At 69.6% G+C, this 26,395-nt stretch carries 26 protein-coding genes and 1 riboswitch; of the genes, 11 read left to right on the top strand and 15 right to left on the bottom strand.

Going from position 1 to position 26,395, the window contains the following annotated elements:
* The first annotated feature begins 2 nt into the window (after nucleotides 1-2).
* On the top strand, nucleotides 3-2,939 hold the full coding sequence (locus ACZ67T_RS34625) for a hypothetical protein (RefSeq protein ID WP_469989420.1): 2,937 nt from the start codon (nucleotides 3-5) through the stop codon (nucleotides 2,937-2,939).
* A 90-nt stretch (nucleotides 2,940-3,029) separates the two neighbouring features.
* Here ACZ67T_RS34625 and ACZ67T_RS34620 read toward each other — a convergent pair whose 3' ends face one another.
* Entirely contained in the window at nucleotides 3,030-3,530 is a 501-nt protein-coding gene (locus tag ACZ67T_RS34620) for a GNAT family N-acetyltransferase (RefSeq protein WP_469989418.1), read from the bottom strand.
* A gap of 456 nt (nucleotides 3,531-3,986) precedes the next feature.
* Between ACZ67T_RS34620 and ACZ67T_RS34615 the strand changes: the two genes are divergently transcribed.
* Together ACZ67T_RS34615 and ACZ67T_RS34610 are read left to right on the top strand one after the other, a co-directional pair.
* A complete protein-coding gene (locus tag ACZ67T_RS34615; protein WP_469989416.1) occupies nucleotides 3,987-4,442 on the top strand; it encodes a hypothetical protein in 456 nt (151 codons plus the stop codon).
* A 260-nt stretch (nucleotides 4,443-4,702) separates the two neighbouring features.
* Nucleotides 4,703-5,857, top strand: coding sequence for a Gfo/Idh/MocA family protein (locus ACZ67T_RS34610; protein WP_469989415.1), 1,155 nt, complete (start codon nucleotides 4,703-4,705; stop codon nucleotides 5,855-5,857).
* Nucleotides 5,858-5,926: 69 nt separating this feature from the next.
* Here ACZ67T_RS34610 and ACZ67T_RS34605 read toward each other — a convergent pair whose 3' ends face one another.
* The 6 genes from ACZ67T_RS34605 to ACZ67T_RS34580 all read right to left on the bottom strand — a co-directional run bounded on the left by ACZ67T_RS34605 (nucleotide 5,927) and on the right by ACZ67T_RS34580 (nucleotide 11,630).
* Nucleotides 5,927-7,270 carry an MFS transporter gene (locus ACZ67T_RS34605; protein ID WP_469989413.1) on the bottom strand — a complete coding sequence of 448 codons (1,344 nt, stop codon included), beginning with the start codon at nucleotides 7,268-7,270 and terminating at the stop codon, nucleotides 5,927-5,929.
* Nucleotides 7,271-7,403: 133 nt separating this feature from the next.
* Nucleotides 7,404-8,357 (bottom strand): catechol 2,3-dioxygenase, encoded by a 954-nt coding sequence (locus ACZ67T_RS34600; protein WP_469989412.1) that lies wholly within the window; start codon nucleotides 8,355-8,357, stop codon nucleotides 7,404-7,406.
* The gene (locus tag ACZ67T_RS34595; protein WP_469989411.1) at nucleotides 8,354-9,463 is read right to left on the bottom strand and encodes a 4-oxalomesaconate tautomerase; all 1,110 of its coding nucleotides are present in this window, start codon (nucleotides 9,461-9,463) and stop codon (nucleotides 8,354-8,356) included. Before ACZ67T_RS34595 ends, ACZ67T_RS34600 begins: the two co-directional genes overlap by 4 nt.
* Entirely contained in the window at nucleotides 9,460-10,182 is a 723-nt protein-coding gene (locus ACZ67T_RS34590) for a 4-carboxy-4-hydroxy-2-oxoadipate aldolase/oxaloacetate decarboxylase (protein ID WP_469989409.1), read from the bottom strand. The genes ACZ67T_RS34595 and ACZ67T_RS34590 overlap by 4 nt, the downstream gene beginning before the upstream one ends.
* Complete coding sequence (locus ACZ67T_RS34585) at nucleotides 10,182-10,934, bottom strand: PIG-L deacetylase family protein (protein WP_469989408.1); 753 nt, start codon at nucleotides 10,932-10,934, stop codon at nucleotides 10,182-10,184. The genes ACZ67T_RS34590 and ACZ67T_RS34585 overlap by 1 nt, the downstream gene beginning before the upstream one ends.
* A 42-nt stretch (nucleotides 10,935-10,976) precedes the next feature.
* Nucleotides 10,977-11,630: a GntR family transcriptional regulator gene (locus ACZ67T_RS34580; protein WP_469989406.1), complete on the bottom strand. Its 654-nt coding sequence runs from the start codon at nucleotides 11,628-11,630 to the stop codon at nucleotides 10,977-10,979.
* Between the two features lie 249 nt (nucleotides 11,631-11,879).
* Between ACZ67T_RS34580 and ACZ67T_RS34575 the strand changes: the two genes are divergently transcribed.
* The 4 genes from ACZ67T_RS34575 to ACZ67T_RS34560 all read left to right on the top strand — a co-directional run bounded on the left by ACZ67T_RS34575 (nucleotide 11,880) and on the right by ACZ67T_RS34560 (nucleotide 14,902).
* A complete protein-coding gene (locus ACZ67T_RS34575; protein WP_469989404.1) occupies nucleotides 11,880-12,086 on the top strand; it encodes a hypothetical protein in 207 nt (68 codons plus the stop codon).
* A 44-nt stretch (nucleotides 12,087-12,130) separates the two neighbouring features.
* Nucleotides 12,131-12,400, top strand: coding sequence for a hypothetical protein (locus ACZ67T_RS34570; RefSeq protein ID WP_469989402.1), 270 nt, complete (start codon nucleotides 12,131-12,133; stop codon nucleotides 12,398-12,400).
* A riboswitch (guanidine-I (ykkC/yxkD leader) is annotated at nucleotides 12,397-12,504 on the top strand. (Overlaps the previous gene by 4 nt.)
* Nucleotides 12,505-12,552: 48 nt before the next feature.
* The gene (locus tag ACZ67T_RS34565; RefSeq protein WP_469989400.1) at nucleotides 12,553-13,410 is read left to right on the top strand and encodes an N-acyl homoserine lactonase family protein; all 858 of its coding nucleotides are present in this window, start codon (nucleotides 12,553-12,555) and stop codon (nucleotides 13,408-13,410) included.
* 1 nt (nucleotide 13,411) lies between these two features.
* The gene (locus ACZ67T_RS34560; RefSeq protein ID WP_469989398.1) at nucleotides 13,412-14,902 is read left to right on the top strand and encodes a purine-cytosine permease family protein; all 1,491 of its coding nucleotides are present in this window, start codon (nucleotides 13,412-13,414) and stop codon (nucleotides 14,900-14,902) included.
* Between the two features lie 186 nt (nucleotides 14,903-15,088).
* Here ACZ67T_RS34560 and ACZ67T_RS34555 read toward each other — a convergent pair whose 3' ends face one another.
* The 5 genes from ACZ67T_RS34555 to ACZ67T_RS34535 are packed head-to-tail and all read right to left on the bottom strand — an operon-like array spanning nucleotide 15,089 to nucleotide 18,573.
* The gene (locus ACZ67T_RS34555; protein WP_469989396.1) at nucleotides 15,089-16,294 is read right to left on the bottom strand and encodes a bifunctional class I SAM-dependent methyltransferase/NUDIX hydrolase; all 1,206 of its coding nucleotides are present in this window, start codon (nucleotides 16,292-16,294) and stop codon (nucleotides 15,089-15,091) included.
* A gap of 29 nt (nucleotides 16,295-16,323) precedes the next feature.
* Nucleotides 16,324-17,763: an NUDIX domain-containing protein gene (locus tag ACZ67T_RS34550; RefSeq protein WP_469989395.1), complete on the bottom strand. Its 1,440-nt coding sequence runs from the start codon at nucleotides 17,761-17,763 to the stop codon at nucleotides 16,324-16,326.
* A 39-nt stretch (nucleotides 17,764-17,802) separates the two neighbouring features.
* On the bottom strand, nucleotides 17,803-17,934 hold the full coding sequence (locus ACZ67T_RS34545) for a hypothetical protein (protein WP_469989393.1): 132 nt from the start codon (nucleotides 17,932-17,934) through the stop codon (nucleotides 17,803-17,805).
* A gap of 22 nt (nucleotides 17,935-17,956) precedes the next feature.
* Complete coding sequence (locus ACZ67T_RS34540) at nucleotides 17,957-18,085, bottom strand: hypothetical protein (protein WP_469989391.1); 129 nt, start codon at nucleotides 18,083-18,085, stop codon at nucleotides 17,957-17,959.
* Nucleotides 18,086-18,105: 20 nt separating this feature from the next.
* Nucleotides 18,106-18,573 (bottom strand): NUDIX domain-containing protein, encoded by a 468-nt coding sequence (locus tag ACZ67T_RS34535; RefSeq protein WP_469989389.1) that lies wholly within the window; start codon nucleotides 18,571-18,573, stop codon nucleotides 18,106-18,108.
* Nucleotides 18,574-19,288: 715 nt separating this feature from the next.
* Between ACZ67T_RS34535 and ACZ67T_RS34530 the strand changes: the two genes are divergently transcribed.
* On the top strand, nucleotides 19,289-20,977 hold the full coding sequence (locus tag ACZ67T_RS34530; RefSeq protein WP_469989387.1) for a serine/threonine-protein kinase: 1,689 nt from the start codon (nucleotides 19,289-19,291) through the stop codon (nucleotides 20,975-20,977).
* Between the two features lie 388 nt (nucleotides 20,978-21,365).
* Here ACZ67T_RS34530 and ACZ67T_RS34525 read toward each other — a convergent pair whose 3' ends face one another.
* Entirely contained in the window at nucleotides 21,366-22,022 is a 657-nt protein-coding gene (locus tag ACZ67T_RS34525; RefSeq protein ID WP_469989566.1) for a class I SAM-dependent methyltransferase, read from the bottom strand.
* A gap of 56 nt (nucleotides 22,023-22,078) precedes the next feature.
* Between ACZ67T_RS34525 and ACZ67T_RS34520 the strand changes: the two genes are divergently transcribed.
* Nucleotides 22,079-22,462, top strand: coding sequence for a WD40 repeat domain-containing protein (locus ACZ67T_RS34520; protein WP_469989385.1), 384 nt, complete (start codon nucleotides 22,079-22,081; stop codon nucleotides 22,460-22,462).
* A 448-nt stretch (nucleotides 22,463-22,910) separates the two neighbouring features.
* Here ACZ67T_RS34520 and ACZ67T_RS34515 read toward each other — a convergent pair whose 3' ends face one another.
* Both ACZ67T_RS34515 and ACZ67T_RS34510 read right to left on the bottom strand, forming a co-directional pair.
* Nucleotides 22,911-23,753: a DUF1259 domain-containing protein gene (locus ACZ67T_RS34515; protein ID WP_469989384.1), complete on the bottom strand. Its 843-nt coding sequence runs from the start codon at nucleotides 23,751-23,753 to the stop codon at nucleotides 22,911-22,913.
* Between the two features lie 149 nt (nucleotides 23,754-23,902).
* Entirely contained in the window at nucleotides 23,903-24,655 is a 753-nt protein-coding gene (locus ACZ67T_RS34510) for a hypothetical protein (RefSeq protein ID WP_469989382.1), read from the bottom strand.
* 296 nt (nucleotides 24,656-24,951) lie between these two features.
* Between ACZ67T_RS34510 and ACZ67T_RS34505 the strand changes: the two genes are divergently transcribed.
* Both ACZ67T_RS34505 and ACZ67T_RS34500 read left to right on the top strand, forming a co-directional pair.
* Nucleotides 24,952-25,779: a hypothetical protein gene (locus ACZ67T_RS34505; protein WP_469989380.1), complete on the top strand. Its 828-nt coding sequence runs from the start codon at nucleotides 24,952-24,954 to the stop codon at nucleotides 25,777-25,779.
* 203 nt (nucleotides 25,780-25,982) lie between these two features.
* Nucleotides 25,983-26,395: DNA-directed RNA polymerase subunit alpha (locus tag ACZ67T_RS34500; RefSeq protein ID WP_469989379.1), on the top strand; the 413-nt coding region annotated here is incomplete at its 3' end.

The raw sequence follows: 26,395 nt of genomic DNA, 5'->3' as shown, positions 1-26,395 counted from the left end.
CGATGCCGACCGCACCCTCTCCCCAGAACACCGACGAGCTCTTCCAGGCGCTCCATGAGAACGACCAGCTGCCCTACGGCCGCACCCGCACCGTCACCGCCGAGGAACTCGTCGACGCCGCCGAGCAGTTCGCGGAACCGGTCCCGCTCGCGTACGCCCTCTTCGAACTCCAGGAGGCCTACACCTACGGATCCGAACCCCGTAAGTCGCCCGTCGTCTTCGCACGCCTGCTGAACCTCTTCGACGAGCAGCCCGACGTCTTCGACGAGCGCATGCGCCACATGCTGTTCTGGCGGTTCAAGTGGGTTGCCAACGCCCTGCGCGCACTGCCGGAGGTGCCGCTGACCGGCCTGCGCCAGTGGCTGACCGAGATGCGCGACCGGTACGCCAAGGCCGACCTCGACCTGCAGCCGTACTACGGGCAGGCGTACCAGCTCGCCGCGCACCTGGGCGAGGACACCTCGCTCGCCTACGAGTTGTGGGCGGGCCGCACCCGCACGCGGCTCAGCGACTGCGAGGCCTGCGACATCTGCGAACGCGCCCTGTACCACCTGGGGACGGGCGACGACGAGCGGGCGCTGCGCACGTGGGAGCCGGTCCTGACCGGAAAGGACTCCTGCCAGGAGGAGCCCGCGCGCTCCGTGTCGTACGCGCTGCTTCCCCTGCTGCGCACCGGCAGCACCGACCGGGCCCGCGAACTGCACCTCGCCGGCTACCGCGCCTGCCGCCGTAACCCCTCGATGGCCGGGGAGGTCGGCCGGCACCTGGAATTCTGCGCCCTGACCGGCAACGAGGCGCGCGGCCTCGAACTGCTCGCCGAGAACCGGAACCTGTTCGCGGAGGTGGAATCGCCGCTCGACCTGCTCGACTTCCTCACCGGAGTGGAGGTCCTCCTGCGGCGCGTCGAGATCCTCGGGCACGACGGCCTTCCCGCCGCCGGATACGCCGGCCGCACCTGGACCGTGGCCGGCCTGCGCGCCGAGGTGCGAGGCCGCGCCGACGACCTGGCCGCCCGCTTCGACGCCCGCAACGGAACCACGGCCCACACCGACCGCCGCAGCGCCCGTCTCGACCGTGCACCTCTCCTGGAGACGCTGGAACTGACCCTGCGTACCCGCGGACTCGACGAGGCGGGCCCGGCTGCCCCGGTTGCCGAGGCCACCACCCGCACGACTGCTCTCCCCGACTCCTTGCCCGAACTCATCCTCGAGGCAAGGGCTTTGGACCAGCTGGGACACCCGGACGCACCTGCCCGCTGGGCGCGGCTGCGCACTCTCGTGACCGCCCGGGACTACGCCCACCCCGAAGACCCGGCCGTGGGCCCCCTCGTACAGCTGCGCGCCGACCTGCTGGCGGAAGAAGCGAGCCGGGCGGGCGAGAAGGACGAGTTCGCCGACGCCGCCGCCCTCCACGAAGAGGCCGCGGCCCTGTACGACGACGCCGCAGAACCGGGCCACGCGGCGCTCTCCCGAGCCTGCGCGCTGCTCGCCACCGCCGAGATTCCCGTGCAGGACACTGACGGAGCCGAGGAGAAGGCCGCCGCACTGACCAGTGCCTACGCATCCATGGTCCGCCTGCACGAGGAGACGCCAGGCCTCGCCCCGTTCCAGGAGGCCCGCCTGATACGGCTGAGGGCGACCGTGCTCGGTCTGCGCCTGCAGACCTCACGGAGCGACGAGCACGCCGCGCCGGTCCTCGCCGAGGTGGACGCGCTGCACGCGTTCGCCACCCGGCACGACCTCGCCGGGCAGATCTCCGGCGCCCTGCTGCTGCGGGCCAGCACCTACGCCATCTCCGGCGACCTGCCCGCCGCGGTCACCGAGATCGACGCCCTCCTCGACCGGCTGAAAGCACATGGCCCCGCCTGGCACCTGCCCCGCACGCTGGGACTGCGCGGCCGGCTCCAGCTCGGCCTCCGGGACGCGCCGACCGCGCACGCGAACCTGACCGAGGCCCTGCGCCTGGCCGCAGAGTGGCCGGCCGACACGATCGACACCCCCCGCCTCCACGGTGATCTGGCCGAAGCATGCATGCACCTGGGCCGCCCCGACGAGGCCCTGCGGCACCTGACGCGCTCCGCGGAGCTGGAGCTCCGCCGCGGCAGCCGGACGGACGCGTTCTGCACCTACAGCAACGCGGCCCAGCTCAGCCTCGACCTGGGCCGCATCGAGGACTGCATCGCGCTCCTCGACTCCCTGCTGACCGAACCGGACGTCACCGCCGGAGAGCTCGACGACCGGCTCGTCGCACAGCTGCGCCTGACCCGGGCGCGGGCACTGCACACGGGGGACGACCTCAAGGCCGCCACGGCAGAGTTCGTCACCCTCGCGGCCGAGTCGGCCGGCTGGGACGACGACCCCGGCAGCCACGCCATGATCGCCGCGGAGACCGCCGTACTCCTCGGCGAGTCCGGCGAGTTCGACCGGGCCCGCGAAGCCGCCGACCAGGCACTCGCCGCCCACGCCACGGCCCCGCGCTACGAGCAGCTCAGCAACTGCCTGCGCGAACTCGCCCGCCTCCAGACCCAGCGGCAGGGCCCCGACGGCCTGGCCGACGCCCGCGCCTTCCTCGCCGACGCCGGCCGGGTCGCCGACGAGGCACGAGCAGCCGAATTCGAGGCCCAGGGCCGCTCCCTGGACACCGCCCTGGCCTACGAACACGGGCGGGTCAACGCCTACGCCGGCGAGTACGAGGACGCCCTGGCCGCCCTGGAGAAGGCCCTCACTCTGATCGGCGACCCGGCAGGGGACAACGACCGCGCCGGCGAGTGGGCCGAGTGTGTCCGGCTCGCGGGCGCCGTAGAGGGCCTCTACCTGGAACGTCCCGCTCCTGCCCTCACCCGCCTCGACGCGGCGGTCTCCCGCCTGACCGCCCTGGGCCACACCGAGGAGACCGAACCGCTGATCGCCCTGGTGGCCAAGTTGCGCGACGAGGAGTGACGCGTTGGTGCCGGGGCGACAGTTCGCCCCGGTCTCCGGCCGACCCGGGCGGGCGCCCGAGAGCGCCCGAGAGCGCCCGCTCGGGAAGCGTCAGAGCTGACGGAAGTAGACCGCGAGCGGAAGGGGAGTGCATCCGAGCGCCTCGTACAGGGCCCGGGCCGGTGCGTGGAACCGGTCTCCTCCGGTGCCGATCTCCACGACCTCGGCACCGAGGGCCCGCATCTGATCGAAGGCGTGCTCGCACAGTACGGTGCCGACATGGCGTCGTCGATGCCGGGTCGAGACGGCGAGGATCGTGACCTCACCCTTCTTGCGGGCCGGGTCGACGTTCCACGCCACGTAGCCCGCGATGGTGTCTTCGGCATCGGCATCGGCATCGACTTCGGCGATGGCGACGTACGTGTGCCGTTCGGGTGCGTGGAGCTCGGCGACCTGTTTGCGGTAGTCGTCGCGCCAGTTGCCGTGCTGAACGGCGAAGACGACCTCGCCCATCAACGGGCGGAAAGAGCCCTCGTAGAACGGCCGGAACGTGTCGATGGTCAGTTCAGTGAGCGGTGCCAGGTCGTGCTGGGTGAACGCGCGGATGAGCATGGAAGCGTTGCCTCTCAGGCTGAGGGCTTGATACCCGGACTGAACAAGGGCATCGGTCGGCCCGCTCCCTGCCACAGGATCGGCGGTGAGCCGGGCCCCTCAGCGACGTGTACGCCACGCGTCAAAACACTCCATGGCCCGCATCGTAGCGCCCGGCACGCATGTCGAACGGTGCGATCACAGCCACTCGTTGACGGTTGCGTAGGCCGTTGATCAGGTGCCGCCGTGGCCGGACAGGTAGCCGTCCCACGTTCGTCCCCGTCGGCAACAACGGTTCCAGCACCGCCCACTGCTCATCCGTGGCCCGCGGTTCCTCCTCGCGTCCGCAGTTCCGCCTCGCGTACGGGGGAGGAGCGTCCGCTTCCGTTGGAGTGAAGATCGCGATGAGCCGCTGCCCTCCATGCCTCGACACGTCATGGTTCCCCTGAGGCAATCATGATCGATGGGAGCAGAGTCGTGCGTGCGAGACGAATCGGAACAATCCTGGGCGCTGCCGCGCTCACCCTGCTGACCGTTCCGGCGAACGCCCACGCCGCGGCAGTCGCCTGCGGCGGTGGTGTGTCGACCGGCCGGGTGGCCGTCAACGGCTGCATCAGCGCCCAACGCGGAAAGGAGGGCAGGGTCTACACCCGGGAGATCACGGCGCACATCAAGGCGCGCAACACGGGGCCGAGGGCGGTGAACATCTCCTACGAGGCGTTCTTCCGTGTCGTCGACGGTGGCTACTGGGTGAAGTTGGGCAGCGGTCGCACCTATCTCCCGGCGGGTGGGACCATCGAGCCCACGGAGGTGGGAAGCTCGACCCGGGTGTGCGCGCCCGGCGTGAAGGTCGAGATTCGCGTACACGCCCGTGCCGACGGCGGCGCCTGGAGCGGCTGGTCCACCGCGGGCACGGCGCAGTGTCAGACCTGAGCGACTGAACAGGCGATGCACGCTGACTCGGCGACCGACCGACCGGCACCGGGCAGCGCCGCATTGCGGTGATCCACTGCACCGGTAGGGTCCTGCGCACCGCGCCGGAACTGCGGCTCTGGTGCGGCCGCATGCCGGGGCGGCTTCCGTGGTCGCTTCCCACTCGACCTCGTCGTGCGCTGCAGGGATCTTTACGCGGCCTCTCAAGGCGATGTAGGACGGTCAAGATCGTTCGTCCATGTCCCAGCGGGAGGCCGCAGTTGACCACCACTATCGACGTCATCGTCGTCGGCCTCGGGTTCGGCGCCGACTTCGTGCCGATCTACCAGGCGCACCCGTCGGTCGGGCGGGTCGCCATTGTGGATCGTGACCGGGCCCGCATGGCTGAGGTCGGTGAACGCTTCGGTGTCACCGACCGTTTCAGCAGTCTGGAGGATGCGCTGGCGGCACCGGGATGGGACGCGGTCCATCTGCTGACCCCGGTCGCGCTGCACGCCGGCCAGGTGCAGCAGGTTCTGAAGTCGGGACGGCACTGCGCCTCCGCGGTGCCGATGGCCACCACCCTGGACGACCTGGACACGCTGATCCGGGCCCAGGAGCAGTCCGGACGGAACTACATGATGATGGAGACCGCGGTCTACTCCCGCGAGTTCTTCCACGCCCGCACGCTGCTCGAGTCCGGCCGGCTGGGCAAGCTGAGCTACTTCCGCGGAGAGCACCTGCAGAACCTGGACGGCTTTCCTGAGTACTGGCTGGGCTACCCGCCGATGCACTACGTGACGCACGCGCTGTCCCCTGCGCTGGCGCTGGCGAACGCGCGGGTCGAGTCGGTGCGCTGCCTCGGTTCCAGCCGGCTGGTCCCCGAGCGCGTCGGCGTCGCCGGCGAGGGCTACGGCACCGAGGCCGCGCTGTTCCGGCTGCGCTCGGCCGATCCGGGAACCGAGCGCGACCTGGTCGCCAACATCACCATGTCGTTCTTCCAGTTGGGCCGGAGCTACCTGGAGGGCTTCTCTGTCTATGGCGACAGCGGCGCGCTGGAATGGCCGCAGCTCGAGGGCGGATCGATGAAGGAGTTCGCGATGCCGCCTCTGGAACCCGGGCAACGCGGCCGCGCCACCACAGCAGCGGACGTCCATCCGAAGGGAGCGCCCGACCTTCTGCCCTCGCCCCTGCGCCGGTTCCACGGCGGCGCACACGGCGGCTCCCACCCGCACCTGGTGCACGAGTTCGTCTGCAGCATCGTCGAGTCCCGGGAACCGGCGGTCAACGCCCGGGTGGCCGCGGCCTGGACCGCCCCCGGGATCTGCGCACACCAGTCGGCGCTGCGCCAGGGCGAAGAGGTGACTGTCCCGGACTACGGCGTTCCGCTGCCTCGCACATCGAGGGCGGAGGACAGGGAAGGCTCGCCGGCTTGACGCGCCCAAAGGGCGGTGGACCGGAACTCCGATCGATACTCCGGGCCACCGCCCTGCACGGTTCAGGGTTCAGTGCGCGGCCTGTACTGCACCGTCCGGGCTCTGTACCGCGGCCTGGGGCACCCGGCGGAACGAGGCGATACCGATGAAGACCATGGAGAACAGGCCGGTGAGGGCGAAGGCGGTGAACCCCCAGTCGCCGTTGCCGGAGGCGAGCAGCCGGCCGCCGAGCCAGGGGCCGAAGACGGCGCCGAAGCGGCCCATGCCGGAGGTCCAGCCCACCGCCGTCGCGCGGCTCTCGGGCTCGGAGCGGATCGAGACGGTCGCGTAGATCATGGTCTGGGCGCTGTTGAGGAAGACACCCGCGAGGAAGACGATCGCGAAGGTGAGGCCGAGCGCCGTGTGGATGCTGAGCAGATAGACGCTGACCGCCGTGGCAAGGAACCAGATCGCCGATATGCGCGGGGCGCCGAAGCGGTCGGCGGCGCGGCCCGCGACGAGCATGCCGACGATGCCGCCGAGGTTGAAGACGACCACGAACTGCAGCGCGGAGCCCAGGTCGTAGCCCTCGGAGCGCATGAGGGTGGGCAGCCACGTCGCGACGCCGTAGACGAGGAGCAGTCCGCCGAAGGAGGCGACCCAGTAGAGGAGCGTCTGCACCCACTGGCCGGCACGGAAGAGATCGGCGAGCGCGTCCCAGCGGCCAGCCCGGGCCGGCTTGAGCGCGGGAAGTTCCACGTCGTACGTGGTCGCGAGCGAGTGGGCCTCCTTGGTGCGGCCCTTGGCGACGAGGAAGCTCAAGGACTCCGGCAGCGCCTTCGCGATCACCGGGACGAACAGCAGCGGGAGCACGCAGAACCAGAACGCGGCGCGCCAGCCGAGCGGTTCGACGACCCAGGTCGCCACGTACGCGGAGAGGATGCCGCCCGCGTGGTGCGCCGTCATCAGGCCGCCGACGATCAACGCGCCGCGGCCGCGCGGCGCGTAGTCGGAGACCATCGTGATCGTGGTGGGGAGCAGCCCGCCGAGGCCGACGCCGGCGAGGGTGCGGCCGAGACCGAACGTGGCGATGTTCGGGGCGAGCGCGCACAGGCCGGAGGCGAGTGAGAAGAGGGTGACGCAGACGACCATCATCTTCTTGCGGCCGATGCGGTCGGAGACGGTGCCCGCGGTCAGGGCGCCGATCAGCATCCCGAAGGTGGCGTAGCTGCCGAGGTCGCCGGCGCGGCCCGAGGTGAGTCCGAGGGCCTTGGACTCCAGCATGTGCGGGAGGACGGAGCCGTAGATGAACATGTCGAGGCCGTCGAAGAGGACGGCCAGCCAGCACAGGACGAAGACCAGGCGGGCCAGGTTCGTGCCGCGGCGGGCGGCTCCGGTGGAGCGTGTTCCAGGGGGCGTGAGCGAGGGGGACATCATTGTTTCCTCTCGTCGGGGACGGTTCCCAGGGATGCGCGAACTGACACGTCAACGTTTTTGTTGACAATTGGCTTGTACAAAGCGGCCCCGGCGACGAGCGAGGGTCCCCGGGGCGCGACTGCGGGCTCGGTCAGGCCTCGACGGGAGGCGTGCCGTGCGTGTGGAACGACGCGATGGTCTTCAGGCCCCAGGCCTGGCCCTTGGCGCGCTCGGCCTCGGTCCAGGTGATCAGCGGCCAGTCGGGGGCGAGCACGAGACGCGTGAGCGGGTTGCACAACTCGATGCGATTGCCGCCGGGTTCGTAGACGTAGAGGAAGAACGTCTGCTGGATGGCGTGCTTGTGCGGACCCGTCTCGATGAACACTCCGGAGTCGATGGCGAGATCGGCGGCGCGCAGGATGTCCTCGCGGGTGTCGGTCGCGAAGGCGATGTGGTGCAGGCGGCCCTCGCTGCCGGTCCAGTCCTCCGTGTAGACGACGTCGTACGACTTGTTCGTGTACGTCAGCCAGCGCGCCGCGATCCGGCCGGTGCCGAGCCGGATCTGTTCGGTGGGGCGGGCGCCGAGGATCTGTTCCTGGAACTCGGCGTTGGCGAGGACGTCGGCGGCGAGGAAGTTGATGTGGTCCAGGCGCCGCACCCCAACTCCCTTGTTGGGCTTGGACTGTGGCTGGTTCTTGAGCGCGGGCCTGAGCTCCTCGGGGGCGCGGTGGTGCTCGCTCTCCCAGTACAGGGCGTGCTCGTGGCCGTCCGGGTCGGTGGTGAGGTAGAGCTTGCCGATGCCGGGTTCGTCCTCGGCCCAGTGGCCGGTGCGGCCGGCGTCCTCGAGCGCCTCGACCCGGCGCCGGAGTGCCTCCTCGCTGGAGGTGCGCAGGGCGAGCCGGCCGAGTCCCGGCTGCTCGCGGGCGGTGAGGACCAGGCTGTGGTGCTCGTAGTCGTCGAAGGTGCGCAGGTAGACGGTGTCGCCGTCCTGCCCGTTGACGGTGAGGCCCAGGAAATCGGTGAAGAAGGTGACGGACGCGTCCAGGTCCGGGGTGAACAGCTGGGCGTGGCCGATGTGGGCGATGTCGCCGAGCGGCGGAGTCATCGCTGACCTCCTGTGGGTCGTGCGGGCGGGGGAGTCACGGCGGCGGGCCGGGGGAACACGGTGCCGTCGAAGATCTTGCGGGCGGTGCGGACCACAGCGGTGCGGCAGGCGCGGGGCAGGCCGTCGGCGCAGGTCGTGAGGCTGCTCTCGATGTCGGTGAAGCCTGTGGGGTGCTCGATGCGGAGCCGGTCACCGTGGGCGGGGAGGGCCGTGATCCCCTTCGCCACACTGCCGTCGATCCGCAGTCCCGCGGCCACGCTCGCCGCGCCGAGGACGCCGATGGAGGTGTGGCAGCGTTCGGGGATGAAGGTACGGGTGGTGACCGTGCCGCCGTGGCGGGGCGGAGCGAGGAGCGTCAGTTTGGGCACGGTGGCGGTCGAGACGTCGCCGAGTCCCATCAACTTCCCAGTTATGAGGCGGATTTCGCGGAGCCGGGCGGCCAGCTCCGCGCTCGCTTCCAGGTTCCCGGGGTCCTCGTAGCCGGTGATCTGCAAGGACGTGGCCGGGATCAGGACAGTCGGCATGCCATTGTCGACGCAGGTCACCTCAAGACCCGCGACCTGGTCACGCGCGTTGCCTGTGGGTAGCAACGTCCCCGTACGCGCGGGGAATTGGATGACGACGGCCGCGGCACCACCCGGTACGCCGGAGATCTCCGTGTCACCCGCGTAAGTGACGCACCCGTCCGGGGTCGGGAAAGTGGCCGCGGCGAGCTCGCCGCTGTTGAGCATGCGGATACGGACGGAGGTCTCACCCAGGCCCGGCGCTACGAGACCGCGCTCGACCGCGAACGGGCCGACCCCCGCGAGCAGGTTGCCGCAGTTCTGGCGGTCCGACACTTCTGCCCTTTCGACGCCGACTTGAAGAAAGAGATAGTCGACGTCGGCGCTTTGGTGCGCGCCGGGCGCGATCACCGCGACCTTGCTGGTGAGGGGGTGGGCGCCGCCGAGGCCGTCGATCTGGAGCGGGTCAGGGCTGCCCATGATCCGCACCAACAGGTCGTCGCGGACAGCCGGTTCGGCGGGCAGGTCCTCGGCGAGGAAGTAGGCACCCTTGGAGGTGCCGCCGCGCATCACCATGCAGCGGACACCCGGGGGCGCGGTCATGACGCGTGCCCGGCTTGCCGCTCGCGCGTCTGATACATCTCATGCGCCTGATAGGTGACGCCGAGCCTGGTCAGCGTCTCCCTCAACCCGTACCGGTCCAGGCCCAGTTGGCCGTCCAGGAAGGCTGCGCGAGTGGCCGCTTCCTTGTCCTCGCGGGCCCGGGACTTCTCGGCGGCCTCGCGCGCGCGCTCGCGCGGGACGACCACCACGCCGTCGTCGTCGGCGAGGATCACGTCGCCGGGGCGGATCACCTCGCCGCCGATGACGACGGGGACGTTCACACTGCCTCCGGTGGCCTTGACCGTGCCCTGGGCGGACACGGCGGCCGACCAGGCCGGGAAGCCCATCGCGCGCAGTTCGGCGGTGTCGCGAATGCCGGCGTTCGTGACGACGCCACGCACGCCGCGGCGCTCGAGCGCGGTCGCGAAGAGTTCGCCGAACATGCCGTCCGGGGACGGTGATGTGGTGGTGACGACGAGAAGGTCGCCCTCGCCGCACTGCTCGACCGCCGCGTGGATCATGAGGTTGTCTCCGGGCCAGGACAGCACGGTGACGGCGGTGCCCGCGACGCGGGTGTCCTGCTGGTTGGGGCGCAGATGGTGGCCGAGGAGGCCGGTGCGGCCCATCGCCTCGTGAACCGTGGCGACGCCGTGTCCGGCGAGGGCCTCGACGTCCTCGGCGTCCGCCTTCGGTGGTCCTGTGACAATCACGCCGGGCATCAGGCGAGCTCCTTCGCGATCTGCGGGTAGGGGCGCATGTAGGCCTCGGCCATGGTCTTGTGCGCCAGACCCAGATTCGGCCCCGCGTTACGCCTGAGCTGCACCCCTCGGCGTACGGCGAGATCGGTGTAGTAGTCCCACAGGTGCTCCTGCGCTCCCAGGCACTCCATCGCCCTGCGCTTGGTGTCCCAGACCTCGGTGATGTCGAGGAGGACCCCGGGCTTGAAGCCGCTCATCTCGGGCTGGTGCGGCTCGAAGTAGAAGACGGGCGGGGCACCGATGATCTCGCCCTCGCCCGGGTAGCCGACGGCCTGGGCGAGGACACGGGCCTCCAGGGCCATGCGGTTGGCCGCCGGGTGGTCCCCGTTGTACGGGTCGTCGACCGGATGCGTCAGGACGACGTCGGGCTGGGTCTGGCGGTAGACAGCGACGAGCGCGTCGGTGAGGTCGGCCGTGGCCACCAGCGGGTAGTCGCCCGCGTCGAAGAAGCGGACCTCGGCGCCGAGTTCGCCGGCCGCGCGTTCGGCCTCGTCGCGGCGCATCGCCTTGATCTCGTCGAGCTTCCTGCCCTCGCGCCAGGCCCTCGCGGACTCGCCGCGCTCACCGAACGTGAGGCACGCGATCGTGACCTTCTCGCCGCGGGAGACGGCCAGGGCGATGGCGCCGCCGGCCCGCCACACGAAGTCACCGGCGTGTGCCGTGATCACGAGCGTCGAACGTGGTGGGGTGGCGGGCGCGTTGTCGTGGGTCATGCTGCCTCTCCTTGTGACAGGGGTGCGCCCGCCCGGGCGGCGTCAGCCGGCGCGCAAGGCGTCGATCACGCTGCTGAGGTGGGCGCGGGCGGCCGCCTCGGCCGCCTGCGGATCCCTGGCCGAGATCGCCTCGATCACGGCCAGATGCTCACCCAGGGACTGCTGCGGGCGGCCCGGGCGCAGCGCCAACTGAAAGCGGTGGCGCACCAGTTGGGCGTTGAGCCGCTCCAGGAGACCGACGGCCGTGTGCTGGCCGGAGATGTCCCGGATCCGGGCGTGCAGCTCGTGGTTGAGCTCGGAGTACGAGAGCGGATCGCCGTCGGCGACCGCCTTGGACATGGCCTTGCCCAGGGCGGTCAGCTCGTCGAGCTGCGCGTCGGAAGCCTGCGCCGCGGCCTTGGCCGCACACAGTCCTTCCAGCACCATCCGGCACTCCGTGATCTCCACGGCCTCCTCGACAGTGACCACGCGCACGCGCGATCCGCGATTGCGGATCCGCTCGACCAGCCCTTCGGAGGCGAGATCGAGCAGCGCCGCGCGGATGCTCGCGCGGGTGACGTCGTACTGCTCGGCGAGTTCGTTCTCCACCAGCCGCTGCGCCGGTGCCATCTCGCCGCGCAGAATCGCCTGCCGCAACTGCTGCAGCGCGTACTGCCTGGCCTGCTCTCCGGAGCCTGGACGGGCTTCCTTCGGCATGCGCCCTCCCTGAGTGAGTGCCTGTCGAAGCTAAATCTAGGCCACAAAATTGTCAACAATTTTGTTGGCATTGGGCGGGCTCGGGTGAGCCCGTGTACCCCGGGCGGGGGCGAGTTGAGGGATCGAGGGGCGCCCCCCTGTGGCCGGACGCGCGCACCCGAACCGGGCAGAACGCGTCGGTGGCCCGGCTGACGCACCGGCGGCGCCAGCCCTTCCGCGCTTGACGGGGCACCCCTACCATTGCCCCCCTTGGCCACCGGCCGGTCATCTGCATTGGGGGTACAGATGGGGTACTTGATCGGAATCCTGTTGATCGTTTTCGGCGCACCGCTCGTCGGTCTCATGGGCCACTGGATCGAGGACGCCGGCCACGCTGCCGCCGGACACGTGATCTCCGTCGGCGGATACGTGGTGGTGCTGGGCGTGGCAGCCTGGTTGATCATCAGCAGCCTCTGACATCGCCGGCCAGCGGGTCGGCGCCCAGCACGGGGAGCTGGCGAATGGGCCTGTTGATCGGTGTTCTGTTGATTGTCTTCGGCGTACCGCTCGGCGCCTTCATCGCTCGCTGGACCGAAGACTCCGGCAAGGAAGGCACTTTTTTCCGGCTCGGACGGGTCGATCTCGCGGTCGGCATCCTCGATGAGGTTTCCGGTGTCGCCGCGGGACGCACTCACTGCGCTCTCACCCGCGTACCGCCTTACACGTTGGACATACAACGGTTCGTCGGCTGTGACACGCGTGGGTTTGTCTGTGAGCGACTCACACAGTGAGGCGCGCCTAGGGTTCCGTCGCAGTCGCGGGTCTGGACCGAGAGGCGAGGCGGCGGGCGTCCGTGATGCCAGCCGTTCCACGGCGGGACAAAAGCCCGGGAGGCCAGCCGAACCCGGCTGCCCTGCGGCCGGGTTCCGACCGAGGAGCTCGCGTGAAGAACGGCGTACGGCGCATCGTGCTGCTCACCCTGGGGTGGGAGGACCTCCCCAAGTCGGTTTCCGTTCACCGTGCTTCGCCGCAGGAGCGACTGCGGGAGCCGACTCCCGGAGTGCTGCTGGAGTGCGACGGCGGCTGGTTGCTGCTCGACACCGGATTCAACACCGCGCTGATCAACGATCCAGCCCTGCGCAGACGGTTCTACGGCGACCCCGCCTACCGGCCCGTGCTCCCCGGCCCCGGCGAGCCGCTGGAGGAGGCGCTCGCGCGCGCCGGGATCGACATGGACCAGATCCACGCGGTGGGGATGAGCCATCTGCACCACGACCACGCGGGCGGCCTCAAGCACTTCGCCGGACGCGTCCCCGTCCATGTGCAGCGCGCCGAGCTCGACTTCGGATTCTCGCCCCACCCGATCCCCGAGCAGAACGCGGTCAACCGGATCGACTTCGACCACCCCGACATGCAGTGGGAGGTGGCCGAGGGCGATGTCGAGATCGCGCCGGGTGTCACGGCGATCCTCACGCCCGGTCACACCCCCGGACACCAGAGCTTCGTGGTGGATCTCGACGACTCGGTCGGCGGCGGCGGGTTCGTCTTCGCCTTCGACGCGGCGGACCTGACGGAGAACATCGAGCACGAACTCCCGATCGGCTGCCGGGTCGACGCGACCCCCGAGCAGACCGTCGAGCCCATCCGCCGCCTCAAGAGCATCGCCGCCGAGCGCGGCTACCGCCTGGTGCCGGGCCACGACCCGGTGGTCTGGCCGGCCCTGACCCATGAACTGCACCACCGCTTCGCCGCACCTCAGCCGGCGGCGACCACACGAGGCACGGCCACCGGAGGCGAGTGAGATGACGAGCGACATCGAGAGTGCTGTTGCGAAAGGCGCTCCCGCCGACGGAGCGGACACCGCGACCCGAACCACCGCCCCACCAGCCGCCGTTACCGAGTACGGAACGAAAGTCCTCGCCATCGAGCCCGCCGGATCCGAGGCGATTCCCGCCGCCGGGCGCCACGGCCGCCCGTTCCACCTTCTGTGGACGTGGATCTCGCCGAACATGGAGTTCGCCACCGTCTTCATCGGTGTCCTGGCCGTGGCCGCGTTCGGCCTCAGCTTCTGGCAGGCCCTTGCCGCCTTGCTGCTGGGCACGGCGCTCGCCTCGCTGTGTCTCGGGCTGCTGAGCAAGGACGGTCCGCTGTACGGGATGCCGCAGATGGTGCTCGGCAGGCTCGCCTTCGGTCACTTCGGCAACCGTGTTCCGGCTGCGGTGAACACCCTTGCCGCAGGGCTCGGCTGGTTCGCCGTGAACAGCGTCAGCGCGGCCCTCGCCCTCAACAGCCTGTTCGGCCTGCCGACCGTACCCAGCCTGCTGATCGTGGCCGCGGTACAGATCGGTGCCGGGTTCCTCGGCCACAACCTCGTCCACCGGCTCGAGCGGATCGCGGTGCCGGCCCTGGTCGTGGTGTTCCTGATCGCCACCGTGATCACTCTGGGCAAGGCCGACCTCGGCGCCCCCGGCCACGGAGGAGGCCTCGGCGGCTTCCTGCTCACCGTCGGCGCCGTGTTCGGATACGTGGGCGGCTGGACGCCCTTCGCCTCCGACTACACACGCTACCTGCCCGCCGCCTCACCGAAGTGGCAGACCGCGCTCTGGCCCGCCGTCGGCACCTTCTGCTCCAACGCCGTCCTCCTCGCGGCCGGCGCCGCCTCCGCCACCCTCGTCACCGACCCCGATGCCTCCCCGACCGCGGCCTTCACCGGCCACCTGCCCAGCGCACTGGCCGACTTGACCCTCCTGTGCATCGTCCTCGGCGGGATCTGCGCCAACGCCCTCAACCTGTACTCCGCCGCCGTCTCCTTCACCGCGCTCGGCATCCGGCTCCCCGTCGCCTCGGCCCGCGCCTGGGCGGCCGCCGTCTTCGGCATCCTGGGCACCGTCGTCGCCCTCACCGGCCTGCACGACGCCGGAACCCGCTACGAGAACTTCCTCCTGGTCATCGGCTACTGGGTCGGCCCGTGGATCGCGGTCGTCCTCACCGAACGCTTCCTGACCCGCCACCGGCACCACACGTCGCTCGCGCCGTTCCTCACCGATCCGCGCCACACGAACCGCTCCGGACTGATCTCGTTCCTCGTCGGCGTGACGGTCTCGGTCGCCCTGTTCAGCAACCAGAGTTACTACACCGGCCCGATCGCCAAGGCCCACCCGGCCATCGGCGACATCACCTTCGCCGTCGGCATCGCCGTCACAGTGCTGTGCCACCTCACTCTGCGCCGCATCCCGGCACTCGCGCCGTCCACGTACCCGTCGCTCCGGACTGAAGTGGCTGGCAGGCCGTGATGCCGCGACGAGAGGAGCAGGGCGATGACGATGCTCAGGCGCCACCGCCCTGCTCCCACAGTCGTGCCCGCACCGGCTCACGCCCCGTTTGCGGATCACGCAGTGCACCTCACGACCCCCTGGCCTCAGGACCGGTGACGACCGCGACCAGGGGGATGGCGACCGAGCTGGAGCACACGGACTGGCTCATGCACCCGCGGCTCCCAGGTCGGACGACGGCGTCGTGCGGCGGGCGTAGGGAGTGAAGTGTGCCGGCGGGTGGTGGATGGGAAGGTCGGGGCGCCATGCCGTGAGGATCTGGGCGCTGCATTCGAACAATTCGGAGGGCAGATCGTCGAGCGGCCACCAGTGCCAGTCGCCGACGCTTTCGTCCGGCTGAGTGGCGGGCTCGCCCTCCCAGGCGGTGACGACCGCGCCGATGGTGACGCGTACGACATCGCCGACGTGATCGACGAGTGTGCCCAGGAGGATCACGTCCTCGGGGCGTGCGGTCAGTCCGGTCTCCTCGGCGAGTTCGCGCACGACCGTCTCCTGCGGGGCTTCGCCGGCTTCCAGGGTGCCGCCGGGCAGCTCGGTGGTGCCGAGGCGGTGGCGGCCCAGGAGCAGGCCCTGGGCGCCGAGGACGATGGCGCCCACGCCGACCGCCGCGTGCGGGGCGGGAGGCCGTACGCTGCGCGGCCGGCTGGAGGTCCGCGCACGTCGGTTCGGCAGCCGCCGCGCACGGATGAGCTGAAGGGCGACCGGGTTGTCCGCGTCGGGTGCGGTCAGCACGTTCATGGCTTCGACCTGGAAGCCGTACGAGGTCAGCAGGTCCTCCCACAGGTGCGGGACGAGGACGAACATCTCGACGGGGATCGGCGGCTCCTTGCGCAGGCGGATCTGCTGCTCGCGCGGTGCGACGGTGGTGGACGGCCCGTGGCCGTGGAGGTCTGTGTGGAGGACCGAGAAGACCAGCGGGGCGCCCGGGGCCAGTGCGTCGCGCAGGGCAGGCAGCGATACGTGCGGATCGAGGTACGCGAGAGTGCCGACCGCGTACGCGGCCTCGTACGGTTCGGCCGCGCGCAGGTGTTCGATGACGTCCCCGTGCAGCCAGTCGACACCTGTTTCGCCGCCGTAGTGGCGGGTGGCGCGGGCGTGCTGGGTGGCGGACAGTTCGATCGCGGTGACGCGGGCGCCGTGGGCGCGGGCCAGGTGGACGGCGTGGTGGCCGGCGCCGGATCCGATGTCCAGCACCCGCTTGCCTGTGAGGTCGCCGAGAATCTCGCTGCCCGGTCCGACGCCTTCCCACGGGGACCACATGATCGTGTCGGGTACGGGTGGCATGTGGCCGTGGTCGAGCTGGCGTTGGCCGTAGACGGTCCAGGCTTGCTCGTTGCGGGCTTCAACGGACATGACGACTCCCTGGGGTATGTGATCGGGCTTCAGGTGTGGCTGGTCACGAGGTACTGCGGCCCGCGGCCGGTCCGCGCCAGCTCGACGGCCTCCAGGCGGGCGTACGGTCCTTCGCCCATCAGGTGCCGCCAGTGGCCGAGATCGTGGACCGCCCACAGATCGTGCTCGGTCGGATCGAGGCGAATCTGCCGAAGCTGCTCGCGGGTGAGGGTTCCTCCGTCGAAGATGAAACCGAGCTTGCCCATGGGCCAGCGGGGGCCAGGGTGGACGTAGTGCGACAACAGCAGACGGGGCCGTCCCTGGCCGAGGCAGAGCCCGGTCTCCTCCACCGCCTCGCGGCGTGCGGTCTCCAGAGGGTCCTCGCCGGCGTCCGTGTTGCCGCCGGGGAGCTGCCAGAGCCTGTTGCCGTACACCGAGCGCAACTGCACGGGACGGTCCTGTTCGTCGCGCAGATACAGGCAGCCGTACACGGTGTGGTGGGGGAGTGTCCGCACATACTCCTCGGCGGACATCGGCATCGCGTGCCCCGCACGCGCCGGCCGGTGGTCGAACTCGATCGCGAGCGGCCCCAGCGCCTCCTTCTCGGGCGGATAGATCCGGCGCAGGTTGAGAAGCTGTTCCTCACGCGTGGCGTCAGGATCGATCCGCAAGGGGTCTTCGCCGTTCAACAACTCCTCGAACGACGCGTACTGGGTGATGCGTTGGGCGATGACATCGAGTTCACGGCCGGACTCCTCGCCGTGGAAGACGAGGGCATCGTCCACGCGGATATCGGCCTTCCGCGTCGTATTCACGCGGACCTCCACGGTCTTGCGGCCGGAGGCCACCTGCGCGTAGTACCTCTCCTTGAGGCCGAGGCGGTGTTCCCGCCTGGCGCCACCGGGCATCGTCTCCGGGGGCGCCACCATGAGGGGCGCACGCCGCAGGACGAGGAGTGCCAAGCCCGCCACGTCCGTGCGTTCGACGCGCGCCCAGCCGGCCCCCAGTTCGGACAGTTCGTCCTCGTCGAGAGCGATGCCGCGGTGCTCTGCCGGAGTTTCGGCAGCGAGCGGAGTGATGACGACAAGGGCGCCGCCGGGACGCAGACGGTGCCCGAGGTCGCGCAGAATCCGCGTACGGCCTTCCAGGAATGGAGCTACGAGCCGGAGGGTGACCAGGTCGTACCCGGACGCGTGCAGCTGTCCCCAGTCGTCGCGCTCGATATCGAGTTTCAGCCAGCGGTCCACCTCGGGGTGGTGTGCCACGCCCTCGGCGAGGGCGTGTTCGGCCCAGTCTGAGGCGTCGACGGAGTAGCCCAACGACACCAGAAACGCGGCGAGTTCGCCGACTCCGCACCCCACGTCGAGGGCCCTGCCCGTCGGCGGAGCGGGGACCTCCTGGGCGAGCCAGGAGCGCTCGGCATCATCCAGGCTCCGGTAGCGGCGACCGTCGGCGTAGCCGCGATTCCAGTCGTCCTGCGTGGTGAACAAGGGGGACACACCCTTCTGAGAGCACGGTGGTGGACCGGGTCAGCGCCAGCCCATTGACTCGACGGCGGGCGTGCGGATCCGGCGGTCGGTGAGGAGTTGGTCGATGAGGGCGGTACGCAGTTGGTCGGCGCTGGTCTCGGCGGGCATGCCGGTGATGGGTACGGAGGTCATGGGGCTCCTCGGGGTGGGGCGTTCAGTTCGAGTCGGCGGTGGTCGGCTGGTTGGGCCTGGGCGCGATGTCCCTGTCGGCGGCGGTCGGCCGGCGGTTGGGGGCAGCCAGATCGCGGATGCGGCCGAACCCCGACACCGTGGGCTCCGCCATCCGAGGACGGCGCGGCGCCCTCATGCGACCTCACCGGTCACGGCCGGTTCGGCCCCGATGACCCCGTACATCGAGCCTGCGACGAAGTGGCGTAGCACGCCCCGGGTGTAGGGGTGGCAGTCCTCGGGCGGATCACCCGGTTCCGCCCACAACAACTCCGCGTGCTTCTGCGGCTCGTTGTTGATCGGAGTTCCCTTCCAGGACCGGGTGACCCAGACCGTTCCGAGCCGCCGAGGCCCGTCGTCGGCGACGAACTGGAAGAGGCCGCAGAACTCCGCGTCGCGCGGGCTGATCTGAAGGCCCAGCTCCTCCTCGGCTTCCCGGATCGCCCCCTCCAGGGGTGACTCGCCCTCCTCCAAATGGCCTCCCACAACGGTGAGTTGCCCTGCCGCATACTGGCCCTGCGCGCGGCGCAGCAGTGGCATGCGTCCGTCCTCGCGGTACGGGAGCATGAGCACGTCGACGACGCTCGTGTAGCGCTCACTCACGCGATCACCCCCTCGCGCACCCTTGTGGTCGTGCCGCGTACCGCGATGTCCGGGTGGGCCGGCCGCGACGTCTCCCCTGAGAACACGGTGTTCACAGCGGTAGCACGTGACTGCGCTGAGACATGCGGAGAGCTGCCATGGAGGGGAGGGCCGAGAAGTGCAGACACGGGCCAGTCGAGCGTGGTGTGCGCGCCAGGTGTGTTGTGGTGGCGGGGCATACGGCCTCCTCGGTGTGCGTGCTCCTCGGACAGGTGCTCGGAATAACGCTCCGCCGGGCCAGCCGTTCGGGGCAAGAAGGGGGTATTTCTTAGAACGCATGTGCTGTTCTGGCGGTTTGGCCAGGCGGCAGTGAGCCGACCTGCAGCTGGATGGCCCCCATGTCACGCGTGTGGGGGGACACGCGGCCCTCCCGTCGTGTCGGGGGTTGCACCCAACAAGAGTGACGGCTCATCAGGGACAAGTCGGGCCGGCCACAGCGGGAGGCTGGGCGTGCTGCTCTACGGCGCCGTGCTGGAATGAGGTCAGGTGACCCACATGATGTTGTCGAGGCCCATCCGGACAGCGTTGGGCCGCCACTGCAGGGCCAGGACGCGCACGTACGCGCTGCTCGGCACGGTCAGTACATCTCAACCGACCCAACGGAAACGCGGAGGCTAGGCTACGGACCGTCGGTCAGCAGCAACTCACCTGTTGACCAGGGGATCAGGGGGTACGAATGGCGATCTGCGACGCGCCTGGGGTGTTCCAGCCGCTACAGGCGGACGATCCGTCCGTTGTGGCCGGTTACCGTCTGGCGGCGCGGCTCGGCGCAGGTGGCATGGGACGGGTCTACCTCTCGCACACGCAGGGTGGCCGGCCCGTGGCGATCAAGGTTGTCCGGCCCGAACTGGCCGACGACCCCGCCTTCCGGCGGCGATTCCGCCGCGAGATGGAGGCCGCCCGGCGAGTCAGGGGCGCGTACACCGCGGAGCTGATCGACGGCGACGCGGACGGCGCCCCGCCCTGGCTCGCCACCCTCTACGTACCCGGACCCTCGCTGGCGGACGCTGTGGGACGGGGCGGGGCGCTGCCGGTGCCCGCGGTGCTGTGGCTGATGGCCGGAGTCGCGGAGGCTCTCCAGGCGATCCACGGCGCGGGGATCGTGCACCGCGACCTGAAACCGTCGAACGTCCTGCTCGCGTCCGACGGACCGCGCGTGATCGACTTCGGTATCTCGCTGGCCGCGGGCGTGAGTTCGCACACCGCCACGGGGTCCACCATCGGCACGCCCCAGTTCATGGCTCCCGAGCAGGCGTCCGGGGGCGCGGTCACGGCGGCGACGGACGTGTTCGCCCTCGGTCAGACCGCGGCGTTCGCGGCCCTCGGCGAGCCGCTTTACGGGGATGGCCCCGCGGTCAGCGTGCTGTACCGGATCGTGCACGCCGAGCCCGATCTGTCGCTCCTGCCCGCCCGGCTCCGCCCGTTGATCGCCCGCTGCCTGGCCGCCGATCCGGCGGAGCGAGCCACCTTGGCGGAAGTCGTGGAGTGGTGCCGGCAGGAGCTGGGCGGGGAGGCCGACGCGGGCGCGGGGCCGACCGTCTGGCGAGAGGTCATGGGGCCGGAGGTGACGGTGCCGCCGCCGGTGCCCGACCCCACGCCGGCACGCACGCTGCCACTGGCCGCCACCGGGCCGGAGCAGGCGCGGGATCCATGGGCGGCGCCGACGGACCCGGGCAGGGCGCCGTCACGAAGACGCGGGACCACGTTGGCTGTACGAGCGGCCGTCACGGCGGCCGTGCTGGTACTCACGGTCCTGGCGTGGACAATCATGGACGCAACGGGCGTGTTCCGTGGCCAGGACCATGGAGGCTCGGGTGGTACGGGCTCGGCGGCGGGGGCCGGTCCGCGGACGACCGCGGGGGCGTCGGCCTCCCCTTCCCCGTCCGCCCCTGGGGCGAAGTCGGGGGCCGGCAGCGATGCGGCGGGCGAGGAGCCAGGCGCGGCGTCGGGAGCAGCACACCCCTCCGCGACGGCACCGGAGTCCACGCAGGGCGAACCCCACTCCGGGCAGTGGCTGGACGCGAAGGACTCACTGAGCTTCAAGAGCCCGTTCCAGCTCAAGGACCGCACAGGGGACATCCGTTTCACCTGCGCGAAGGAGGTCAGCTGCACGCTGGAGAGCGACACCAGCGTGTTCACCTTGGTCTTCGGTAAACCGGGCGCGGACCTCGACGAGTGCCGCCTCCTGACCAAGGGTCAGACGGCTCATCGCCTCCCGCTCGCCGCGGCGGCGTCCGGCAGCGAGATCTGCGTCCGGCACCGCAACGGGGACATCGCACTGCTCGTGATCCAGACGAAGTCGACCGCAGTGCCGAACATCGCCTTTCTGACAGCGGACATGACGGTGTGGCGGCGGGCGGGTTGACCTTGCCCGATTCGGTTGGGGCTGGTCCGAGTGCTGGCGGGCTACGCGAAATCGCCTTCTGAGCTGGGTAGTACACCGTTTCCAGCAGGGTATGCCGCTGCAGGTCGGACACGGTCCGCCCGTTCTTCCCCCATTGATGTGGTCCAGCCGTAGCCGTCGGAGCCAGCGCAGCGGCGCGGTGTCGGGCTCGAACTCTGGCTCCAGCAGCTGCTGTTGTACGTCCTGGAGGGGCCTGAAGGGCAACGGTGTCCTGCCGCAGGGCAGCTGGCAGCGGGCGGCTCGCTGGCCTGCGGAGGGGCCAGGAGGTTTTGAGAACATCAGCGGTTGGCGTTCTCACGCCACCTGGCTTTCACAGAAATCACGCTCGTGGTCCGAGGATGAGGGGCGATCAACGGTGATGCCAAACGAGCGTGTATCGCCAGAACAGTCGACGGCGCAGCCGTGCGCCGGGCAGGATCGAACGGGCCTCGCGGACAATGTCGGGGAAGCTCATATCCGCTGGTCGGGTCAAGGCCGTCATCGAGGTGGGACGAGGTGCCGTACGGCCTCTGTTCTTGAGCCATCCCGTGGCGGCGTTGAGTGGGCTGGCTACGGCATTGAGCAGGTAGTCGCCCGGGGTCGTCGAACGCGACAGCCCAACGATCACGAGCGTTCCTCCGGGCGCCAGATGCTTGCGGAAGACGGTGAGCCCTTCGGTGAACGGCAGATGGTGGATTGCCGCGAGGCACGTGATGACGTCGTATGAGTCCGCCGGGATCCCGGTCAGTGCGTCAGCGGTCGTGAAGGCGACAGGAGCTGCCGGCGGGGTCAGCGCGCGTGCCTGAGCGATGATCCTCGGGTCGGAGTCGATGCCGTGCACTGTCCGTGCGCGCTTGGCCAAGTGCCTGGCCAGGTCGCCACTGCCGGAGCCGACGTCCAGGGCACTGTCGAACCGGCGGGGGAGCTGCCGCAGGATCCAGGGGTGGTAGTGGGCGTTGTGGTCCCAGGGGTGGGCGGCATTGAACTGTTCAAGACCCCGGAGGACGCGCTGCCGCAGTGTCGTCATACCGTCACTCCACCAAGATCTAGGTGCTCGCGTCACCTCAATGGTCAAACGGCAGGGTGCTCGAGGACGACACGGTGGCGCTCTGGGACGTTGCCACGCACCGCCGTATCGGCGAAACCGCGGCCCGTCACACCGCGTGGATCACGGCGGTGGCGTTCAGCCCCGATGGCACGCTGCTGGCGACTGCGAGCCGCGACAATACCGTCCGGCTCTGGAAGGCGGCCACACGTGAGCAGATCGGAGATCCGCTGACCGGCCATCTCAGAGGCGCCACATCCGTGGCTTTCAGTCCCAAAGGGAGAACTCTGGCCACCGGCAGCATGGACCACACGGTCAGGCTCTGGGACGTCGCCACCCATCGCCAGATCGGCGATCCGCTGGAAGGCCACACCGCCAACGTCACCGGTGTGGTCTTCGGCCCGGCGGCAGAACGTTGGTGAGCAGGGGCGAAGACGACACGGCACGGGTATGGAACGTAGAAGCGACGGTGGACCCGGTGCGTTCACTGTGCAGTTGGGCGAGGGGCTCGTTCACCGCTGACCGGTGGCGTGAAGACGTACCGCCGGGCCCCTCTTCTCGAACACTCTGCCCAAAGTCCTGAAAGAGCGTTTCGTCCTTGCCACCCTTGCCACCCTTGCCGCCCTGGGTGGCAAGGGTGGGCTGCGCAGCATCTGCACGTCGTCGGCCTCGAGGACGGCGTCGAAGGCGTCGGTGGTTGGACGGTCCACCGGGCAGCTCACCGGGCAGTGGGAGCGGTAGTGCCGGCAGGTATGCCCTCGGGGGCAAGGTTGCACCGAATTGCTGAAGATGGAGCGGTGGCTGAAGGTCGTGGATCGTGAGAGTCGGCCTGCGGGGTTGTCGTGGGGGCAGTGATCCGCTGTTCGCTCGTCATACTCCGCTGGTCGGCACGACGTTGGTGGCATCCACTGCGGGGCGCAGCGCTGTGGCGAGCTCGACGGCGTCGCCCACGGCCCAGAAATGGGTGAAGAACAGGCGGGGGCTCTCCGCCAAGTGGTGGTTGTGCAGCTCGACGAGTTCGATCTTGCCCTGCCGCAAGGCTCCCAGCACGTGCGGGACCTCCTCGGCGAGCATGACGCAGTCACCGCTGAGCGCTGTTCTGCCGTCTGCCAGCGGCTGGAAAATGAACGCGCTGGTCGCGCCCAGACCGGAGGGCAGTACCAGATGGCCGTCGCAGATCGTCTCGCGGCGGGCGAACACGGCCTTGTAGACCACGCCGTCGCTGGAACCCTTGGCGCCCAGCGCCGCGTCGATTCCGGCGCTGTCCAGGTCGACGGAGCTCGGCGGGCCGGACGGTGTTGCCGGCGGGATGCCCGTGCGTTCGAATCCCGCGCGCAGGCCGTGTGCCAGGGCCAGTTCGTCGTGGCCGTGTCCATGGACATGGACCCACCAGATGTCGGGGCTGTGGGCGGGCAGATGCTTGTGGAGCGCGGTCTGCGCGATTCCGTTCGCCTGCCAGGCGTCGATCACCTGCTGCAGTTCCGTCTCGGTGACCGCTACATCGCCCATGCACATGGTGCTGCCGTCGTCGTAGCGGACGAAGGCCACGTGCGCACCCAGTGCGAGCTCCGGTTTGATGACGATGCCGCCCTCGACGACGACGCGGAGATCGTCGCGGGGGAAGGGGGTGTGGTACGTCGTCCCTCGCAGGAGGTTGCCGCTGCGGCCCAGTGCTTTCGCTACGGCCGTCCAGTCCGACGCGGTGGTGGTCACCGGCTTGGCCCGCCTGTGAGGCCGGGCCCCGGCCGCCTCGTCGGGCATCGCGCGAGCGCTGGCAGGCCCCGCCCCGGCCAGCACCGGTGCGAGTGCGGCAGCGGCCAGCACGCGTCGCCGAGACGTGGCCGACTGTTGGTCTCCAGTCATCATCTGATCTCCTCCATGGCGAGATGAAACCATATGAAATGTAGGCGATTAGAGTCAACTGTCCCTATATAGTCCAGAAGTGTCTTTTGGAAGTATCTTTGAACTGTCATCGAACACTCCTTGAGTAGTGCATTGCGAATCGTCAGTACCCCTGTGACGTAAGGGAATTGGGCCGCGCTCCGGTCAACCGGCGGACGGTACTGCCGGTCACACGCGAAGCTGGTTCCGACCGCGGCTGCGGGAGCATGCGCGGGGTCGAGGTCCACGGGGCCGGAGTCCACGGGGCGCATCCGTGCCCGGGTGAGGGCGCGCGTTGTACGGCTCCGTTGAGCCGGCACATCCGAAGCGGTCGCCACACGCATCCGGCGCGGTTCCGGCCGGTGTGAGGACCGGCTCAGGCCCATGCCCCGGGTCGACTCGACCACGGCGGGCGTGACCCCACGCAGGCCGACGACCGTCTTGCGGATGACAGGCAGCAGCACGTACATCGTCAGAGCCACGCGCTGCGGCCCCCTGCCCAGCCCGAGCGAGGTGGTCGGCAGGCCGAACGAGGCGTGCGCGGGTATCGTGAGAAATCTGGGCCTGGCTCCCAGAACGGCGGCGCGCGGCAGTCTGGTGCGGTAGACGAGCACCGCCAGGGGCAGGCCTACCCCTACCGCGATGCCGAGCCCTTCGGGGACGTGCACGGCATGATCCACCGTGGCATCCCGAACATTCGACCAGTTCCCGGACAGGAAGTCGAAGAAATCCACGGCGCGTTTTTAACGTCGAACGGACATTCGAACGTCACGAGAGAGCTGTCTGCGGGCCGTCAGCCCATTCCTGGTGGTTCGCCAGGTCATGTTGGTCAGTCCTGACGGGACACAAGGCGCTGCACGGGTTGTGAGTGGGCGACGTCATGCCCTCGGTCGGGCGTCGGCCGGTTTTCGATCAGTGTCGGCGATGTCACCCATGGCCGGTTCTCGCCGCGAGGTCTATCAAGCGGTGCAACCGGTCCGACACAGGTTTTTGTGCAGTCACCCGTCCTGATTCCGGGGAGGTACGCCCCATGGTCGCAGGCCCTGTCAGTGCCATATCGGGCAAGACCCGATTCGATGACATCTACAACGAGCCCGATCCTCGCGCCTACGTCCGCCGACTCGCCCCTTTGGAATACGAGATACCGCACCATGGCCAGGATGTTTTCCGGCGCACCCGCACCGAACGGTCCGCGGCCGGTGGCACCGTTGATCCCGTCACCGTCCTCGACCTCTGCTGCTCTTACGGCTTCAACGCCGCTCTCCTCAATTACCAGGTCACACTTGCCGAGCTGTACGCGCACTACTCCAGCCCCGAGGTCGACGGCCTCACGTCCGCCGAACTCATCGAACTCGACAAGAAGTTCTACGCCTCACGGCGCCGGGCGGACGCGACCCCGGTCATCGGGCTCGACGCCGCCGACAACGCCGTCCAGTACGCCCTGGCCGTCGGCCTGCTCGACGAGGCCTATGGGGAGAACCTGGAACACAGCCCGCCCAGCCCCCGGTTGCGGCGCGCCGTCGCGGACACCGGCCTGATCACGGTCACCGGAGGCGTCGGCTACATCACCGACCGCACCTTCCGGGCGCTGCTGGAGTGCCGACGGGAGCCGATCTGGGTCAGCGCGTTCGTCCTGCGCACCGTGCCCTACGGGCCCGTGATCGCACAATTGGAAGCCCACGGCCTGAGCACCACGATGGACTCCGCACGTACCTATCCCCAGCGGATGTTCACGAGCGCGGCGGAACAGCGTTGCGCCGTCGAGCAGGTGCTCCGTGCCGGCGACGACCCCACCGGACTGGAGGCGGAAGGCCGCTATCACACCCGGCTGTACCAGTCCCGGCCCTCCTCCGTGTGACTGGCGCCCAGGCGCAGGAGCAGCTGACCGTCGGCCTCCACTCCTGCGAAGGCTGGGCCCGCCGACTCCGCCCGACTGCCCGGCAGACGGGCGGAGTCGGGCGGCTCGGTCGCTTCAGCGGCCGTATCGCCCGTATCGCCCGTACCCTTCATGGTGACCACGGTGTCACATAGCGGGCGCCAGACCACTGGAGGCAATACCTCGTGCTGATTGCTCAGCGGCCGTCCCTGACCGAAGAGGTCGTCGACGAGTTCCGCTCCCGGTTCTTGATCGAGCCGTTGGAGCCGGGCTTCGGTTACACCCTCGGCAACTCCCTGCGCAGGACCCTTCTCTCCTCGATCCCGGGTGCGGCGGTCACGTCCATCCGTATCGAAGGTGTCCTGCACGAGTTCACCACCGTGCCGGGCGTCAAGGAGGACGCCACCGACCTCATCCTGAACATCAAGCAGCTGGTCGTCTCCTCGGAGCAGGACGAGCCGGTCGTGATGTACCTGCGCAAGGAGGGCCCGGGTCTGGTCACTGCCGCCGACATCGCGCCCCCGGCCGGTGTCGAGGTGCACAACCCCGACCTCGTCATCGCCACGCTCAACGGCAAGGGCAAGCTGGAGATGGAGCT

It is taken from the genome of Streptomyces sp. NPDC107517, from assembly GCF_055582645.1.
This window is presented reverse-complemented; position numbering and strand designations above follow the sequence as displayed.